Annotated in this window: 17 protein-coding genes; all 17 read left to right on the top strand. The window is 58.4% G+C overall.

Annotated elements, in window-relative coordinates; all coding sequences use genetic code 11:
* The first annotated feature begins 33 nt into the window (after positions 1-33).
* On the top strand, positions 34-1707 hold the full coding sequence (ltrA, locus tag MGLY_RS17510; RefSeq protein WP_246187526.1) for a group II intron reverse transcriptase/maturase: 1674 nt from the start codon (positions 34-36) through the stop codon (positions 1705-1707).
* A 644-nt stretch (positions 1708-2351) separates the two neighbouring features.
* Positions 2352-3191: a zincin-like metallopeptidase domain-containing protein gene (locus MGLY_RS17515; RefSeq protein ID WP_156276615.1), complete on the top strand. Its 840-nt coding sequence runs from the start codon at positions 2352-2354 to the stop codon at positions 3189-3191.
* Positions 3192-3279: 88 nt separating this feature from the next.
* On the top strand, positions 3280-3441 hold the full coding sequence (locus MGLY_RS17895) for a hypothetical protein (RefSeq protein ID WP_170291256.1): 162 nt from the start codon (positions 3280-3282) through the stop codon (positions 3439-3441).
* 14 nt (positions 3442-3455) lie between these two features.
* The gene (locus MGLY_RS17520; RefSeq protein ID WP_156276617.1) at positions 3456-3767 is read left to right on the top strand and encodes a hypothetical protein; all 312 of its coding nucleotides are present in this window, start codon (positions 3456-3458) and stop codon (positions 3765-3767) included.
* A 151-nt stretch (positions 3768-3918) separates the two neighbouring features.
* Entirely contained in the window at positions 3919-4812 is an 894-nt protein-coding gene (locus tag MGLY_RS17900) for a DUF3854 domain-containing protein (RefSeq protein WP_246187527.1), read from the top strand.
* 149 nt (positions 4813-4961) lie between these two features.
* Positions 4962-5207: a hypothetical protein gene (locus tag MGLY_RS17530; RefSeq protein WP_156276619.1), complete on the top strand. Its 246-nt coding sequence runs from the start codon at positions 4962-4964 to the stop codon at positions 5205-5207.
* Positions 5207-5593, top strand: coding sequence for a type II toxin-antitoxin system PemK/MazF family toxin (locus MGLY_RS17535; RefSeq protein WP_156276621.1), 387 nt, complete (start codon positions 5207-5209; stop codon positions 5591-5593). The genes MGLY_RS17530 and MGLY_RS17535 overlap by 1 nt, the downstream gene beginning before the upstream one ends.
* Before the next feature lie 451 nt (positions 5594-6044).
* Positions 6045-6380, top strand: a complete 336-nt coding sequence (locus MGLY_RS17540) for a hypothetical protein (protein ID WP_246187528.1) — start codon at positions 6045-6047, stop codon at positions 6378-6380.
* A complete protein-coding gene (gene mobP3 / locus MGLY_RS18640) occupies positions 6377-8812 on the top strand; it encodes a MobP3 family relaxase (RefSeq protein ID WP_156276625.1) in 2436 nt (811 codons plus the stop codon). The genes MGLY_RS17540 and mobP3 overlap by 4 nt, the downstream gene beginning before the upstream one ends.
* 2 nt (positions 8813-8814) lie before the next feature.
* On the top strand, positions 8815-10650 hold the full coding sequence (locus MGLY_RS17550; RefSeq protein ID WP_156276692.1) for a VirD4-like conjugal transfer protein, CD1115 family: 1836 nt from the start codon (positions 8815-8817) through the stop codon (positions 10648-10650).
* Positions 10651-10682: 32 nt separating this feature from the next.
* A complete protein-coding gene (locus MGLY_RS17555; protein ID WP_246187529.1) occupies positions 10683-11024 on the top strand; it encodes a hypothetical protein in 342 nt (113 codons plus the stop codon).
* A gap of 61 nt (positions 11025-11085) precedes the next feature.
* Positions 11086-11943 carry a conjugal transfer protein TrbL family protein gene (locus MGLY_RS17560; RefSeq protein WP_340674050.1) on the top strand — a complete coding sequence of 286 codons (858 nt, stop codon included), beginning with the start codon at positions 11086-11088 and terminating at the stop codon, positions 11941-11943.
* 7 nt (positions 11944-11950) lie between these two features.
* The gene (locus MGLY_RS17565) at positions 11951-12340 is read left to right on the top strand and encodes a hypothetical protein (RefSeq protein WP_156276627.1); all 390 of its coding nucleotides are present in this window, start codon (positions 11951-11953) and stop codon (positions 12338-12340) included.
* A 30-nt stretch (positions 12341-12370) separates the two neighbouring features.
* Positions 12371-12664, top strand: a complete 294-nt coding sequence (locus MGLY_RS17570) for a PrgI family protein (protein ID WP_156276629.1) — start codon at positions 12371-12373, stop codon at positions 12662-12664.
* Between the two features lie 4 nt (positions 12665-12668).
* A complete protein-coding gene (locus MGLY_RS17575; protein ID WP_156276631.1) occupies positions 12669-13298 on the top strand; it encodes a TraC-like domain-containing protein in 630 nt (209 codons plus the stop codon).
* A 2-nt stretch (positions 13299-13300) separates the two neighbouring features.
* Complete coding sequence (locus MGLY_RS17580) at positions 13301-15100, top strand: VirB4 family type IV secretion system protein (RefSeq protein ID WP_156276633.1); 1800 nt, start codon at positions 13301-13303, stop codon at positions 15098-15100.
* Positions 15100-16050, top strand: coding sequence for a M23 family metallopeptidase (locus MGLY_RS17585; protein WP_156276635.1), 951 nt, complete (start codon positions 15100-15102; stop codon positions 16048-16050). The genes MGLY_RS17580 and MGLY_RS17585 overlap by 1 nt, the downstream gene beginning before the upstream one ends.
* Positions 16051-16065: the final 15 nt, after the last annotated feature.

Here is a 16065-nt window from a genome sequence, read left to right on the forward strand (position 1 = left end):
AGAAGCAAATTATTGAGATAGGAGATGAAGCGATTGAGCCCCGAAAGTACCAACGTATCCCAGGCCGACACGATTCATGTCGAGGGAAGGCAACAGCAACCGGCCTTGCCAAGGCGAGAGGCCGGTGCCGGGACGGGGTCTTATGAGCACGGCATGAGCCCAAATGGCACGCATCGGAACGTGGGAGAGCCGGCAGCCTCCTTGCCAGGCGGCAAGGTAGCTTCTGATAACCCGGTAAGGGGAAGAGGAAGCCAGGGGGTGCCGGCAGTCGGACCAGCCCATAGTAGAGGTGTAGGTAGGGTAACGCCTGCTGCGGCATGTGAGCCACTCGAAGGGGCTGGCAAGGAAGCGCCGTTGGCAAGGGAAACAGTGTCCCAGCGACGACTGGGGACCACACTGGCAACACGACTGGCCGACCTATCCGACTACTCGCCCAGAGGAGCCAAGGCCCTGAACCTGATGTGCCTGTTCAGTGCCACGAACCTGGGCCAGTGGTTTGCGGAGCTGCGGAAGAACGCAGCACCCGGCGTCGACCGCATGACAGTAGCAGCATACGGCCAGAACCTGGAAGAGAACCTGCGCGAGCTAGAACAGAAACTACGGACTATGAGCTACCGGCCCCAGCCAGTCAGGCGGGTATACATCCCCAAGAGTAACGGCAAAATGCGGCCGTTAGGCATCCCGGCGGTAGAAGACAAGATAGTCCAAGAGGGAATAGCGACCATCCTGAAGGCCATCTATGAACCCCTGTTTCTGGATAGCTCCCATGGGTTCCGGCCCGAGCACAGCTGTCACACCGCTCTAAAAGCCATAGACGTAGCCATCATGCAACGGCCAACCAACCATATCATCGACGCCGATATTCGCGGCTTCTTTGATACTGTACAGCATGAATGGCTAATGAAGATGCTCGAACTGCAAATAGGGGACCAGCAATTCCTACGGCTAATCAAGCGGTTTCTAAAAGCGGGAGTCATAGAAGCAGGGAACTGGCAAGTAACCAAAGAAGGAACGCCCCAGGGCGGCCTCATCAGCCCGGTACTAAGCAACATATATCTCCACTACGTCTTAGACCTGTGGTTCGAGAAAGCCGTCAAACCCAAACTGCAAGGCTATGCGGAACTCATCAGGTACGCCGATGACTTCATCGTCTGCGTCCAGAAGAAAGAAGAAGCGGCGAAGATCCACCAGGCCCTGAAACAGCGGCTGGCCAAATTCGGGCTCGAACTATCAGCAGAAAAGACCAGGGTAATCCCCTTTGGTCGCTATGCCGAAGCAAACGCCAGACGTCGGGGTTTGAAGCCACCCACCTTTGAGTTTCTCGGCTTTACCCACTACAACGACAAGACCCGCAAGGGCTATTACAAGCTAGGCCGGCGCACCAGCGCCAAGAAGTTCCGGGAAAAGCTGAAGGCGATCAAAGCCTGGGTGAAGGTGGTCAGATATGCCATGCCCCTACGCGAATGGTGGCCCATATTCATAAGCAAACTCCTCGGCCACCAGCGCTACTACGGGGTAAGCGGCAACTACCCTCGGGTGAGGGCCTTTACCCAGCAGGCCCTGCATATCGTCGCCAAATGGGTAAGCCGCATGAGCCAGAAGCGGTTAAATGCGCGCAAGCGGTTCTGGGAGTTCGTCAAGCGCCATCCGGTGCCCAGTCCCCAAATCTATGTCAATCTCTACGCTTTTAGCGGTCAACGTGTGTGAGCTTCCTTGAAGAGCCGGATGCGGGAAAACCGCACGTCCGGTTGTTGTGAGGGGCATAACGAGAACGTACTTTCTATTTCTCAAGGAAAGGAAGGAATCAATATGTCTACTCGACACACAAAAACTGGACCCGGGGGTACTGCAAAGGCTTTACAAGCACCGGCGGCCAAAGTATGCGCTGCCTGTCGGCATTACTGGGGCAAAAAACGCGGACATTGCGAGATTGCATCCAGAAAAGTTAACCCTTACGGGGCAGCCTGCCGGTATTTTAAAGCGTAAGGGGATAAGGGAAGATAGGGGGCCGCCGCAACGTTGGACGCCCTTACGGGCTAACGTAGCGGCGGCCTTATCATAAAGGCAACAGCGGTGGGCAGCAGGAGCGCTTTTAAGCGCACCTGCTGCCTTGAATTTAAGCCTCCTGGCCTTCCGGCCGTCCTTAAATTATACCGCCGCCCTGGCCGGTCCGGCAAGGGTCCGGCCTGCGGCATAAACGGCCTCCGCCCCGCCCTCCGGGCGGGTCCCCTCCATTTATTCCTCGGCCCGGCCCTGCGGGCCGCCCTTGCCTCCCGGCCGGGTGGCAAGCTTGTCTGTTAAGGCCGGAAGGCCAAGGGCCGAAGGCCAAAAAAGGCAAGGAGGCGTTACGGATGGCCATAAAGCTGGAGGAAAGCCGGGTCAGGCAGGCAGTTGACAACTTGCTGGCGATGTTTGCCGGCGGCAATTTACCCCAGGCAGTAGCGCGGACTTTTATCAACGCCAGGGCGGGCTACGGCAAACCGAGCGATAAATGGAGCCTGGGCAACCGGCTACTGATGCTCATCGCCGGGACGGAGGATGCCAGGGGTTACCAGCAGTGGCGGGAGGCCGGCCGGAAGGTGAAGAAGGGAGCCAGAGCCTTTTATATCCTGGCGCCGTTGACCAGGAAGGTTATCCAGAAAGTGATAGATCCGGAAACCGGAGAAGAGAAACAGGAGGAAAAAGTTATCTGCACTGGCTTTCGGGGAGTGCCGGTCTTCAGGTACGAGGATACGGAAGGGGAACCGTTGCCGCAGGCGGATTATTCCCCACCGGAATTGCCGCCCCTGTATGAAGTGGCCAGGCGGTTTGGGGTGGAAGTGAAATACCTGCCTTTTGCCGGTACAGCAGCGGGGAGCTTCCGGCCCGGGCAGAAGCAGGTAATCCTTTACTCCCATGACGTGGACGTGTTCTTTCATGAACTGGCCCATGCGGTCCACAATACCATCCGGCCTCTGAAGGGCGGCCAGCACCGGGACCAGGAGATCATAGCGGAAACGGTGGCCTGCGTTTTATGCGAGCTTTACGGGGCGAAAGGGTACCTCTGGCACGGGTGGGAGTACATTAAACATTACGCCAGCCAGGACCCGCAGGCGGCCCTGAAGGCAATCATGGCGGTCCTGGGCGAGGTGGAGGAAGTGTTAAGGCGCATCTTTGAGGCGGAGGGCATGGCTGCGGATAAAGTTGCATAAAAAATAGCAAGCTGGACCACAGCCTTGCCTCCCGGGCAAACAGCCCGCCGCCCGGGAGGCAGGGCACTAAAAGAGGAGGCAGTAACTAATGCCACAGTACGAAGTCAAGGCGCCGAGCGGGAGAAAACTTATTGTGGAAGCCAAGGATTCCAGCCAGGCGAAACGGCTGGCCTGCAAGAAGTGGGGCATCAAGCCGTCAGACTACTGGTGCGGTGTTACATCTCTCAAAGCCAAAAAGGTTAACAGTTAAAGGGGGCGGCTACGATGAAGGAAGGAATTTTAAGGCTCAAGCGGGATGCGGGCGGTTACCGGCACTATATCGAAACAGCCGGCGGGGAGCAGGTTGACCTGCACTGCGGCTGCCGCCTGGCCGTGCAGCTGGCGAAGATGAAATACCTTGACAGGTATAGCGATGAAATACTTTACGAACCGGCAGGATGGCTGCAGGGCCGGTATGAAGCCAGCTTGTATGACGATAATCCTAAGGCGTATCTCTATTTTTCCGTTTACCCGGGCCAGGAACTGGTATGTGTGTTGCCTGAAGGAATAAAAGCCCGCACCGGCCCCGGTGCATAGCCGGGGCACTTGAAGCCACAGTTAAAGGGGGAGAGGAATGGGAGCGGCCAGGTTAGAGTACGAGGGCTTCAGAAAAGCTTCCCGTCGGGAGCCATGCCCAATATGCGGGCATCCTGACTGGTGCGGGTTTAACAGTTACCTTTGCAGCTGCATGCGGGTGAGCGAGGGAGCTTTTAAGCATATCACCCTCAGCAATGGCCAGGTGGCCCACTTGCACCGGCTACAACCAGGAAGGGTCATCCCTGGCAAGGACCGTGAAGACGTTTTTTCACAGGAGGCGCCTTTAGCGTCGATTGATAACCGGGACCGGGTATACCGTAATTTCTTAAGGCTGCTGGACCTTTATCTCCGCCACCGGCAGGACCTGCTAAGGCGGGGGTTGAGCGAATTTGAGATCAAGAGAAACGGTTACAAATCAGTCCCTGATCATGTGCCGCCTTGGTCAATATGCAGGAAGTTAATCCAATGCGGCTTGGATTTAACCGGCATCCCGGGGTTCTACCGGGCCAGGAGCAGGCATGGCGGCAGCTACTGGACCTTTAATTCTTCGCCGGCATATTTTATCCCGGTACGGGATGCTAAAGGCCGCATCCAGGCCTTGCAGCGCCGTATGGATGATACCACGGACGGAAAATACAAGCTGTTTAGCGGCCATACCAGCCAGGGCGGCTGCTCCTGTGGCACCCCGGCCCATATGGCCAGGCCGGCGGAGATAAAGGACCGGCGGGTATGGATCACCGAAGGACCGCTGAAAGCCGACATTGCCGCTACTTATCTTGGTGCGGTGGTCATCGGCGCCCAGGGTGCTGCTTCTTGGAAGCCGGTGGTACCAGAGGTGCTGGAGTTAGGGACGGCAGAGGTGGTGATAGCTTACGACCGGGACCAGGAAACAAACGAGGCGGTTGCCAAGGGTAAAAGGATGCTGGCTGCAGAATTAAAGAAACTGGGCATAACGGTCCGGGAGGCGATATGGAGAGCCAGGTCGAAAGAGGAAAAAGGGATAGACGACGCCCTGGTAGCCGGCCTAAAGATAAGGGTTGTTTGATTGATTTTGGCGATAGCATATGGTACTATGTTTTTGGAGTGGAAAAAGCTGTATATAAACCTGGACAGGTGATTATATGAAAAAGCAAGCCGAAGCATGGTTAAAAATTGCCGCAGAGGATTAGGATTTAGCCGAAAGGAAGGTGACAAATGGTGAGCGTAGCCAAGGATGAATTATACCGGCTTATAGAAGCCTTGCCAGAGAAAGAAACCCCTGTAGTGAAAAGGTTTTTGGAGTTTTTATTAATCCAGTCGAAAAACGAGGACCAGGCGTGGCTGGAAGCCGAACTAGGTGAATTGCCCCCGTATGATTGGGGTCCAGAGGGGCCGCCTAAAGGGAAACCGGTACGGTATGAAACAGGGATCGGATTGATTATTGAAGGAGGCAAACAGTAATGGCCATTGAGGCTGTAGCAGCAGGAGATATTCTTCTGATTGCCCTTCCTGTCCATGACCCTAAAGGTCATGAACAGGAAGGAGTAAGGCCTGCTGTTGTTGTCGGTGTACCTCAAGGCCCTGTGCGCTATCCCGTGGTGATTGTGGTCCCCTTGACAACTAGAAGCGGCCCATGGGCCAAGCAAAACCCTATTCTATACCAGCCTTTACCTTCAGGAGCAGGGGGGATTCCCCAGGCCTCTATAGTTTTAATTGACCAGGTGCGGGCCGTTGACGTTAGAAGGATAAAGGCATATCTTGGGTCCCTAGAGGAAAAGACATTTGAGCCAATCCGATCTAGCTTGCTTAAACTCTTCCAGAAAAAGCTTTTTTATGACCAGGGTTAAGTATTCTTCTGACGACGAGGTACTGTTTATCTATAACCAAACGATCAACCCGGCAATAGACCGCCGGGCGTTTTATTTGTTTGGCCTGGAGCTGTTTGCTTTGACCAGGCACCAAAGGAAGGCTTGCCCACGCAGGCCTTCCTGATTCCAGGAACCAGGCAAATTTGACGGAAGGAGCGCTACGTTACGGCTGATGCCGGCGCGCTCCTTTTAAAGGCAGGATAAGGCGCGGTGCTCCGCGCGATTCCCAGACGCCAGGCAGTGCCTGGCGCTTATTAATTTATAAGAGATGCTCAAGGAGGTGCTCATGATGGGTAAGAGATGCCTAAATGACGCCCGGAACGTAAAAAATCTTGAGGGTACTTGATGTTTTAGAGCGGCCTTTAAGACTCTTTCAATAAATAGGGGGATAGACAACATGAAACGCCTAACCGTGAGATTGCCGGAGGATGTGTATAATGCGCTCGCGTCTTTATCAATCCGCCGAAAGGAGAGCATAGCGGTAACGATACGCAGGCTACTTTCCCAGGCTATATCCGAAGAAGCTGCCGTCGACGGCAAAGACGTAATCACCGATGCGGTCCGCCGGGCGATGCGGGATGTACTGAAGCCCACCGAAGACCGTCTGGCAAAGCTGGCGAGCAAGGCGGCCAGGATGGCGGCGACGGCCACATATTTGAACACCCAGGTCATAGGCGACCTGGGCAGGCGAGACGTGCTCCAGATCTACAACGAAGCTAGGAAAAGGGCTGCGGCCTACCTGCGGGAACAGGATGATGAAGCATGAGCCACGCGCCTTTCGTAATGAAACTGGCCTTTTATCCTCCAACCAGGCAGAACCAGCAGAGAAATGTTTGCCACGTGAGGTACATCGCCACCCGGCCCGGAGCAGACCGCGGCGAACTCGAACCGGAGAAGGAAAACCCCGGCACCGCCGCTGGCCACGTGAAATACGCTGAAGAACGGCCGGGAAGCCATGGGCTGTTCGGCCCGGAGGAAGGGGTCACGCCGGACCTGAAGGCGACGCAGGAAGAGCTGAGAAGCCACAAAGGCATAGTCTGGCGGGCGGTCCTTTCACTTCGAGAAGATGATGCCGTCAGGCTGGGCTATACCACCAGAAAGGCCTGGGAGACGATGCTCAGGGCAACGGTAGCGGAAGCGGCGGCGAAAATGGGAATCCCAGAAAGCAATCTCCGGTGGGTGGCGGCCTTCCATGCCGCTCAGGGCCATCCCCACGTCCATTTGATGTGGTGGGAGAAGAATCCTGCCCGGACCAGGGGAATGCTGTCCGAGGGTGAAAAACGAGACTTGCGCCGGGTGTTCGTAAAAGAAATATACGCCGAAGAAAGGTCCAGGCTCTTAGCAGAGAAGACAGCCATAAGGGATTTACTCCGGGAAACAGCCAGGCAGGACGTTTTACATCTTGCCAGGGAGATAAGGCAGGCCAGGCTGGAGGTCCGGGCGCTGGCGGGCGGGGAACCGGGGATAGCGCCGGTATTAAACCCGGCCGCAGAACAAGAACTGGCCGGCAGGCTTTCCGGACTGGCCGCAATTATGCCCGGGCACGGCAGGGCAGCCCTGGCCTATATGCCTGCCGAGGTGAAAGCCCAGGCCAGGGAAATTGCCGATTGGCTACTAAAACAACCGGGGTTTAGCCAATCCGCCGGGCGCTACCAGGAATTAGCCAGGCAACTCGCCTCCCAGTACACCTTAAAACCCGAAGCTTTGGACGAGGCGGCCCGGAAGGCTTATGAAGATATCCGCGACCGGGTGGCCCAGGTGGTCTTGAAAGGCGCGGCGCAGGTACAACGATTGGAGCAACAGGTTGAGCCTGCGAGCGAAGTTGCCGGGGAATTGCCTTCTGAAGAAGGACTATCTGGAGGCAAATATATGCCGGTTATCCCGGAAAAAATCGCCAAAAGGCTATGGCGAACTGCCTGCCGGGCCGTAGACAGGGCCTACTTGCAGGTGAAACCGGGAGCAGGGATATTAAAACCCAAATTAGAGAAAGAGTTGGAACAAAGAATAGCAGTTCAACTGCAAGAGTTTGCCAAGGCAATGCCGGACCCGCAAGGGAAGCCGGCATTTGCTTACCTGCCGGAAGAACTAAAGGAACAGGCAAGATCTATTGCCGCATCGCTTCTTAACCATGAAGAGCTGCAGGCCAGGTTTAAAGAGCTTGCCGGCGCTAACCCCGAAAAAGCTGGCCGCCTCCTGGAATACATAGCCGACCAGGTGGTGGCTAGGGCTTATGACCTGGTGCCCAGGGAAGTGCCGGACATAGACATGGTGCTCCATCCCGGCCGGGGGTTAAAGGCTGCCTATCGCTTGATGAACGCCCGGGCAGACTGGGTAAAGGATGACAGGGGCGAGGCCTATTGGACGGCAGGAACCATCTACCGGGCTATGGCCCGCCTGGGGGAGGAGGATATGGCCCGCGAGGCGGCAGCAAGGTTCGGCAAAGAAGCGGGGTTGAGTGAAGGCGATATAGATAGGGTGATTAATAATGAAATCAAGCGCATGGAAGAGTTTGCCCGCAAGTGCGAAGAGCAGGGCGTGCCTATACCGGGGCATATAAGTAAAAGCGCCTGGCAGCGGCTAACAGAAAACCTGGGGTTGGAAGAACACGAACTCCTCTATCCCTGGTTCGGCATAAAGAGGACCGGGCCGGAGGACAAACAAAAACAGGAGTTAAGGGAGCAATTGAACGTCCGCCTGGTAGAAGAGCGCATTACCCCGGCTTTAACTGCCATCAGAGAAGCCGGCGACAGGCCGGAGAACCCCAGGGAACTGCGCTGGACCCTGGTGACCATGACCTCAACCCTGAAAGCCCTGGGGGTGGATGAAGCCGGCCGGGAAGAAATACTACGCGGCTGGTGCCGGCGGGCCGGGGTGGAGATAACGGAAGCCCGGCTGCTGGATGTCCTGGACCGGGCAACTATAGGCCAGGATGACCTCTGGCTGGGCAGGCGGAGCTGGGACAGGTTGATGGCCAACCTGGGCGTGGACGAGGCCCCGCCGTCGCCCTGGGAAATAAATATCCCGCGGCCAATGGTGAGGAATACGGGCATAGCCTATGACGTCTGGAAGGCCGCCTGGCGGGCGCTGGAGCGGGAGCGCACCCGGGCCGAAGCCCAGGCGCAGCTTTTGGCGGAAAGGGACCTGGAACGCCGCCGGCGGAAGGCCAGGGAAGAAGGAAAGGAGATGGAGAGGTTGTGAAAATAAAATTCCGCCATGTCATTTTATTGCTCCTGGTTTTATCGGACCTGCTGCTGGCCCCATTAGTGTTAAAGTTGCCCTTATTCATGAAAGCCCACGGTATGAAGCCCGGCCTGGAAGCCTGGAAAAAAGAAACCCTGGCCCACCCCTTGGCCGGACCGGCAATACTGGTGAAGGATGAAAAGATGCGTAACACCTGGATCTGGCTGCAGCCCGCTTTCGGCGCTGCAGCCCTTTCTATTCTGTGGCCCGCCTCCAGGCGGAAAAGCAAGGCCAGGGACGATATAGGCGGTCCCGAGGCGGCCGGCCAGGGCCAGCACGGCACGGCCCGGTGGCGGACCCGGAAGGAGATCGCCAGGACTTTGACCCCCTGGGATCTGACCGGCAAACTGCCGGGAGGCTTCGTGGTAGGGGCGGAAGCCGGGAACAGGTTTACCGCCTGGCTGGACGCAAGCGATACCCACTGCCTGGTCATCGGGTCCACCCGGAGCGGCAAGTCCCGGCGGATCACCATGCCCACCATCTGGGCCCTGGCCAGGGCCGGGCAATCCATGCTGGTCACCGACCCCAAAGGCGAGCTTTACGCCATGGCGGCGGGATACCTGCAGCTGCAGGGATACAAAGTGGTGCTAATCGACTTAAGGGACCCCGGGCGGGGTAACAGGTGGAACCCCCTGGAGCCGGTGATTAAGTCTATGCGGGAGGGGAATATCCCAGCCGCCAGCCAGGCTGCCTGGGACGTAGGCAACATCATCACCCATCAGCAGCCCCACTACGGCGACGCCATCTGGCCCCAGGCCCAGGAGAGCCTGACGGCGGCTTTAGCCCTGGCGGTGGCGGACCAGGCCCCCGAAGGAGCCAAACACCTGGCCAGCGCCTACGCCCTGCTGACGGAACTGGGCAGCGGCGGCGGGGAAAAGCTGGACGAATACTTCCGCCGTTTCCCCCGGGGCCACCCGGCCCGGGCGGCCTACGGCGTGGCGGCCCTGTCCGAAGACAAGCTCAGGAGCTCTATATTTACAGGGACGGCGGCGCAGCTAAGGCTTTGGGCCGACCCGGAGGTGGCCTGGCTGACGGCAGCCCAGGACCACGACATAACAATCCTCGGGCTGGAAAAAGCAGCGGTGTTCCTGGTGGTGCCAGACGAAAGGAGCACCAGGAACGTCCTGGCCACCCTGTACATCAGCCAGGTGTACCAGGCCCTGGTAGATATCGCCCAAAAGCGCGGCGGCAAGCTTCCGGTCCGGGTTAATTTCCTCCTGGACGAGATAGGGAACCTGCCCCCTGTACCTGATTTTGACCACCGGCTCACGGTCGCGGCCGGGCGGGGGATGCGTTTCCTTCTGGCCGTCCAGGACCTGGGCCAATTGAAGGACAAATACAAAGAGGCAGCCGGGACCATTGTTGGTAATTGCGCCACCTGGGTTTATTTATCTACCACAAGAGAAGAAACGGCAAAGACAATCAGCGCCATGACGGGCCAGTACACGGTGCGGACTGAAAGCTACTCCAGCCAAGTGCGGGCCGCCGATTACTCTTCCGGGACCACGGAAGCCTTAACCGGCAGGCCTTTGCTCCTGCCCGACGAGGTGCGGCGCTGGCCGAAGGGATGGGCTTTAATCCTCCAGGCCCGGGAAAACCCGGCCCGGCTGCCCCTGCCGGACATCTCGGAGTGGCCCGTAGCCGGCGAGTTAAAGCCGGTTGCTATAGATAAGCCTGATCAGGAGGTGATTGCAGCCCCGCCGGTGTGGCTGCCCGGGAAGCCGGCGGGGGGCGGCGGAGAAGCCGGAGCAGGGGAGCCCGGGCAGTCGCCGGAACTTTATATGCCTGAAGTGTAACTTTAAAATCCTGAAAGGGGAGATAGGAGACCATGTTGCGCAAGATTGCTGCTACCATGAAGAAAGCCAGCCCGTATGTACCCGTTATCCTGTTGGCCTTCGCCCGGGCCGCCTTCGCCGCCAGCGGCCAGCCCCAGATTGTCACCGGGGCGGTAAACCTCTTGAATGACGCCACTTCCTGGCTATTAGGCATCATCCCGGCCGGTTCCGGGGCCGCTATCGGCTACCACGCCCTGATGAAGCAGATGTCCGACGGCGATCCGGCCACGGCCGCCCACCACAACCGCGCCATGCGGAACGTCCTAATCGGCGGAGCCATCGGGGAGAGTGCTGTCGGCATAACTAAGGTCTTTTTAAGCTACTTCGGGGGGTAGATTTATAGCGCAGGCCCGGCAATACCGGGCCTGCTCCCTTTTTTAGGGGGAGGGAAAGAATTTGGATGTAATCGCTAATTTGATTGTTACCGCCATCAACAAGTTCCTGGCTAGTATCATGGAAAACGCCCTGACTTCCTTCGTCTCCTTCACCGGCAACGAGATGGCCCTGGCTTTACAAATCCTGGACTCGGCATACGTCCAGAGCGCCGTCCACCTGGCCCAGGCGGTGGCCGGGAGCCTCTTAGCCGTCAAGGTAGGGGCCGAAGCCTTGCAGGCCTATATCCTGCACACCCACGGCGACCCGGGGGCTGACCCGGGCGGCCTCTTGAAGCGCACCGCCGTGGCCGCCGCCATCATCGGGGCCGGGCCCTGGCTGGTAAAGACCGTCTATACCTGGGGCAATGACCTGGCCCAGAGTGTGGCCAACCTCTCGGCGGTGAATCCCAACCCGGTCAACTTTCTCGACACCCTCGTATCGTTAGGCACAACGCCTACCCTGATCTTGATCGCCGACATCGCCGCCCTGGGCATCTGGGTACTAATTTTAATCCAGACCGGCATCCGGGCGGTGGAGGTGGCTGCTCTGGCCGCCGTCGGCCCCTTTATGGCCGTAGGATTGACCCGGGCCGATGAGGGGGTGGCGGCCGTATGGTGGCGGGAATTAGTGGTCCTGTCCGGCTCCCAGGCCTTACAGACCTTCCTGGTAAAGGGGTTTTTAGCGACAATCGTGACCTTTACCTTTAACTCCGACGTGTTGAAGTTGTTTCTCTTGATCGGCTGGCTCTGGGTGGCCTTCAAGACCCCTGCCGTCCTGCGGCAGTTCGCCTACCATACCGGTTTAGGAGGGGCCATGGGCCAGGCCGGCCAGACGGCTGGGACGATGTATATCATGCGGCGCATGTTCATGAGGGGGTAGATTAGCGATGACTGCTCTTTTTGGCGCGGGCGCTCTATTATACCTGATCTTTGCTGCCGGAATCTCTTTGTTCCCGGATTATTCCCTTTACCGTTACAACACCTCTATCACAAGAATATTCCTTAACGGTTTTTTTGCCTCTTTCTGGCTGGTGTTAGGCGCCGTTTTCTTTGACTTGATGAATTATTCCTTTGGCCCCGGGCAATTTGGTTACGGCTGGCTTACTGTCGCTTCAGGTGGTCTTAGCGCGCACTACGTTGCATGCTCCAGTGCGGGCGCTAAACACTGCGGCATCAAGTTTAAAGAATGGGCACGGCGCTTTTCGGCAGCCTTGCCAGGCATGGCCCTGGGTCTAATTATGGGCTGGTTATGGGGTAGGGTAACAGGGATATTGTGAAGTTTAGGCAGGAGGTGTCAACTCAAACTTATGTATTTAATACCCAGAAATGTATCGGCCAAATTCGAGTTCTTCCCCGGATTCGGTTGGTTCGAGCTGGCGGCCGTAGTTGCCGGGGCTTTGGTGGGCCTGGGGTTGTTTTTCTTTTCCGGCCTGTTTACCAAATCCGTAGTCCGCTTCGTCCTCTTCGTTATGCCGCCGGGATTGGCCTTCTTCGTTATTAAACAGGGGCCTAACGGCCAGAGCCTCCTGGACTTTATACGGCAGTGGCGGCGCTGGTCTATGGCCCAGCAGCGATATTTATACGTGACCAAAGGAGAGTGAGGATATGGCTTTCAAGCTACCCGGGAAAAAGAAACCTGCCAAACAACAGCTAGTAGAGCAAACAGCGGCCCGGAAGGCGGTCCAGGAGTGGCTTCCCTGGAAGGACATCGCCGGCGGGGTGATAACCAGGAAAGACGGGCAGGTGGTGGCCGTATTGAAGGTTGAGCCCTTCAACCTGGCCCTTAAATCGGAGAATGAGAAGATGCGCGTCATTACCGCTGTCCACGAAGCCCTTAACGGCCAGCGAGAGGCCTTCCAAATCCTTTCCCTGGGCAGGCCGGTGGACCTGGACGCCTACCTGCGGGGCCTGCAGGACCTGGCCCGGGAAGCATCTAACCCGGTTCGGAAGAAGCTGCTGCAGGAGTATACCCGCTACGTGGCCACCCTGGTGGCCAGCGGGGAAGCGCTGGAAAGAAGATATTACATTTTGCTTCCGGGGAAGGAGCAGGTAGAACTCCTGCAGCGGGCGCACGAGCTGGCCGGCAACCTGGAACGTTCCGGCCTGAAGGTAAAAGTTTGCAGCGACCAGGAAATCATTGACCTGGTCTTTGTTTTTACCCATCCCGCCCAGGCGGCTTTTGAGCGGCCGCCAATGCCGGGGCCGTATTTACCATCGCAGGTGAAAGGAGTTTAAAGATGGCTAAGAGCAAAAACACGACAACAACGCCGGGAATTACCGGCCTGGTGGACATCCTCTCCCCCCAGGCCCTGGACTTCGGGGCGAGACAAATAATCCTCGGGGAACAGGTAGCCAGGGTTTTAGTGATTACTGACTATCCCCCCAGGGTAGGCCCGGCCTGGCTGGCCCGGGTAGCAGGGCTGCCGGGGGTGGTGGCCTCTATCCATGTAACCCCTACCGACCCGGCAAACCTGGTATTAAGCATAAATAGGGCCATCGGCGAGTACATCGGGCGTTTGGAGCTGGGCGGCAACGCCCTGGTGATGCAGCGCACCGAGCAGGCCCTGAAGGACGCCCAGGAATTGCTTAGAAAGATTGATCAGGAACAGCAGCAGGTGTTTTACGTAACCGTTGTTCTCCTGGTCCTGGCCCCGGACCAGGAAACCCTGGACCGGCGGACGCGGCAGGTGGAAGCGGCCCTGGCGGCCGCCGGGATGCGGGGGAGGGCGGCCGTCTTCCGGCAGGAAGAAGGCTTGAAGGCGGCCGGCCCCTGGGCGTTACTGCCTGCCGGCATCAAGGACGCCGGGGCGAGAAACATGCCCGCCGAGACAGTGGCCGCCTCCTTTCCCTTCACGGCCAGCGGCATCAACGACGGCAGCGGCGTGGTCCTGGGCCGCGACCGGGACGGCGGACTGGTGCTGGTTGACATCTGGCAGCGGGGCGGGGATAGGACGAATTCTAACTGGACCGTCCTGGCCAAGCCCGGGGCCGGCAAATCTTTCGCGGTTAAGATGTTGATTTTACGGGAACTGGCCCGGGGGGCCAGGGTAATCATTATCGACCCGGAACGGGAGTACCGGGAAATGGGTAGGTTGCTTGATGGAGCCTGGATCAACTGCGCCGGTGGTAAGGGGCGCATCAACCCCTTGCAGGTACGGCCGGTTCCCCTGGACGATGAGGAGGAAGAAGCCGAGCGGGTGACGGCCCAGGGCCCCTTGGCCCTGCACCTGCAGACCCTGCGTACATTTTTCAACCTTTACTTACGGGAACTGAATGACCTGGAGAGGGCGGCACTGGAGGAAGCCCTTACCGAGGTCTACCGCCAGGCGGGGATAGGCTGGCAGACCGACCCGGCAGTTATACCCCCGGAGGAGTGGCCCACCACCAGGGAGCTTTACGCCTATGTCGCTGCCAGGGCGGAGGATAGGCCGGAAACTTACGGCCGCCTGGCGGTACTCTTGCGCCGGGCGGCAGAGGGGGCCGACGCTTCCCTCTGGGCCGGGCCGACCACAGCCAGCGCCGACAGCGACCTGATCATCCTGGATGTCCACGACCTCCAGAACGCCGATGACGCCGTGAGGAGGGCGCAATACTTCAACGTCCTCTCCTACGCCTGGCACCAGATCGAGAAGGACCGCCAGGAAAGGACCCTGCTGGTGGTGGACGAGGCCTGGCTTCTGGTTGACCCCCAGACGCCCCAGGCCCTGGCCTTCCTGCGGGACACTTCAAAACGCATAAGGAAATACATGGGTGGCCTGGTGGTCATCAGCCAGAACGTAATCGACTTCCTGGCCCCCGAAGTGGCCAGGCACGGCCAGGCCCTTTTAGATAACCCCTGCTATAAATTGCTTCTAGCTCAAGGCGAGAAGGATTTGGAAGCCATCACCGCCCTGATGAACCTTTCGGAAGCGGAGCACGACCTTTTAGCCAGCGCCAAGCGCGGTGAGGGCCTGCTGGTGGCCGGGAACCATCGGGTGCATGTGCGGGTTGAGGCCGCCCCTTACGAGATGCCCTACCTCACGGGGGGCGGCCAGTAATGGCCGCCCCGGCGGGGTTGCTGGCCCGCGCGGCCCTGGCCCTCCTCCCGGAGAAGCCGGAAAAAGCCCTGATGTGGGTGCTGGTAATAATCCTTGCTCCAGTTGCCCTGCTGGCCCTGCTCTTCGCCGGGCCAATTGTGATCTGGGAAAGGGTGCCCATCGCTTCCCCGGAGCAGGTGATGATTTACGTTAATGCGGCGAAGACGGTGAGCGACAGCACTAAGTCCCCCTGCGACCCGGGGGTTACCGTAGACTGGCAGCCCCTGCTGGCGATAGATGCGGTAAGGTTAGACCAGGACTTCCGCAAGGCCAGTCCCGGCAGGGCGGAAGACCTGGCCTGGATGTTCATCGAAAAGTCCGGGAGCTGCCAGGTGTGCGACGGCGGCGACCCGCCGAGCTGCACCAGCTACCCGGTCTTCAAGCTGCGCTCCCTGGACCAGGTGCTGGGCGACTTGAAATTAAACCAGAAGCAGCGGGAGAAGGTGAAAAATATCCTCACCGCGGACCTGTCCTTCCTCCTGGACGTGGGGACCGGGGTACCAGACGGGTGGACCCCGGTGGAAAGCAGGCTGAAGTGGCCTACACCGGGTATTTACACCATCACGTCCGGCTTCGGCCCCAGGATAGACCCGGTAGAGGACATTGACGGCTTCCACACAGGGATAGACATAGGAGTTCCTATGGGCACTTCCGTCCACGCTGCCGCCGACGGTGTAGTGGTAGTGGCCGGGTGGATGGGGAACTTCGGTTATGCCGTCTACATCGAGCACGGCGACATGGTTACCATCTATGCCCACCTGTCCCAGATCGCCGTCCAGCGGGGCCAGCAGGTTAGGGCCGGTGACGTGATCGCCTACAGCGGCAGTACGGGCAAGAGCACCGGGCCGCACCTGCATTTTGAGATCAGGGTACACGGCCAGCCGGTCAACCCTATCAATTACTTCAAGTAAACGAATGGAGGGAGA

Origin of the sequence: Moorella glycerini, from assembly GCF_009735625.1 — a bacterium.
Taxonomy (GTDB): domain Bacteria; phylum Bacillota; class DSM-521; order Neomoorellales; family Neomoorellaceae; genus Neomoorella; species Neomoorella glycerini.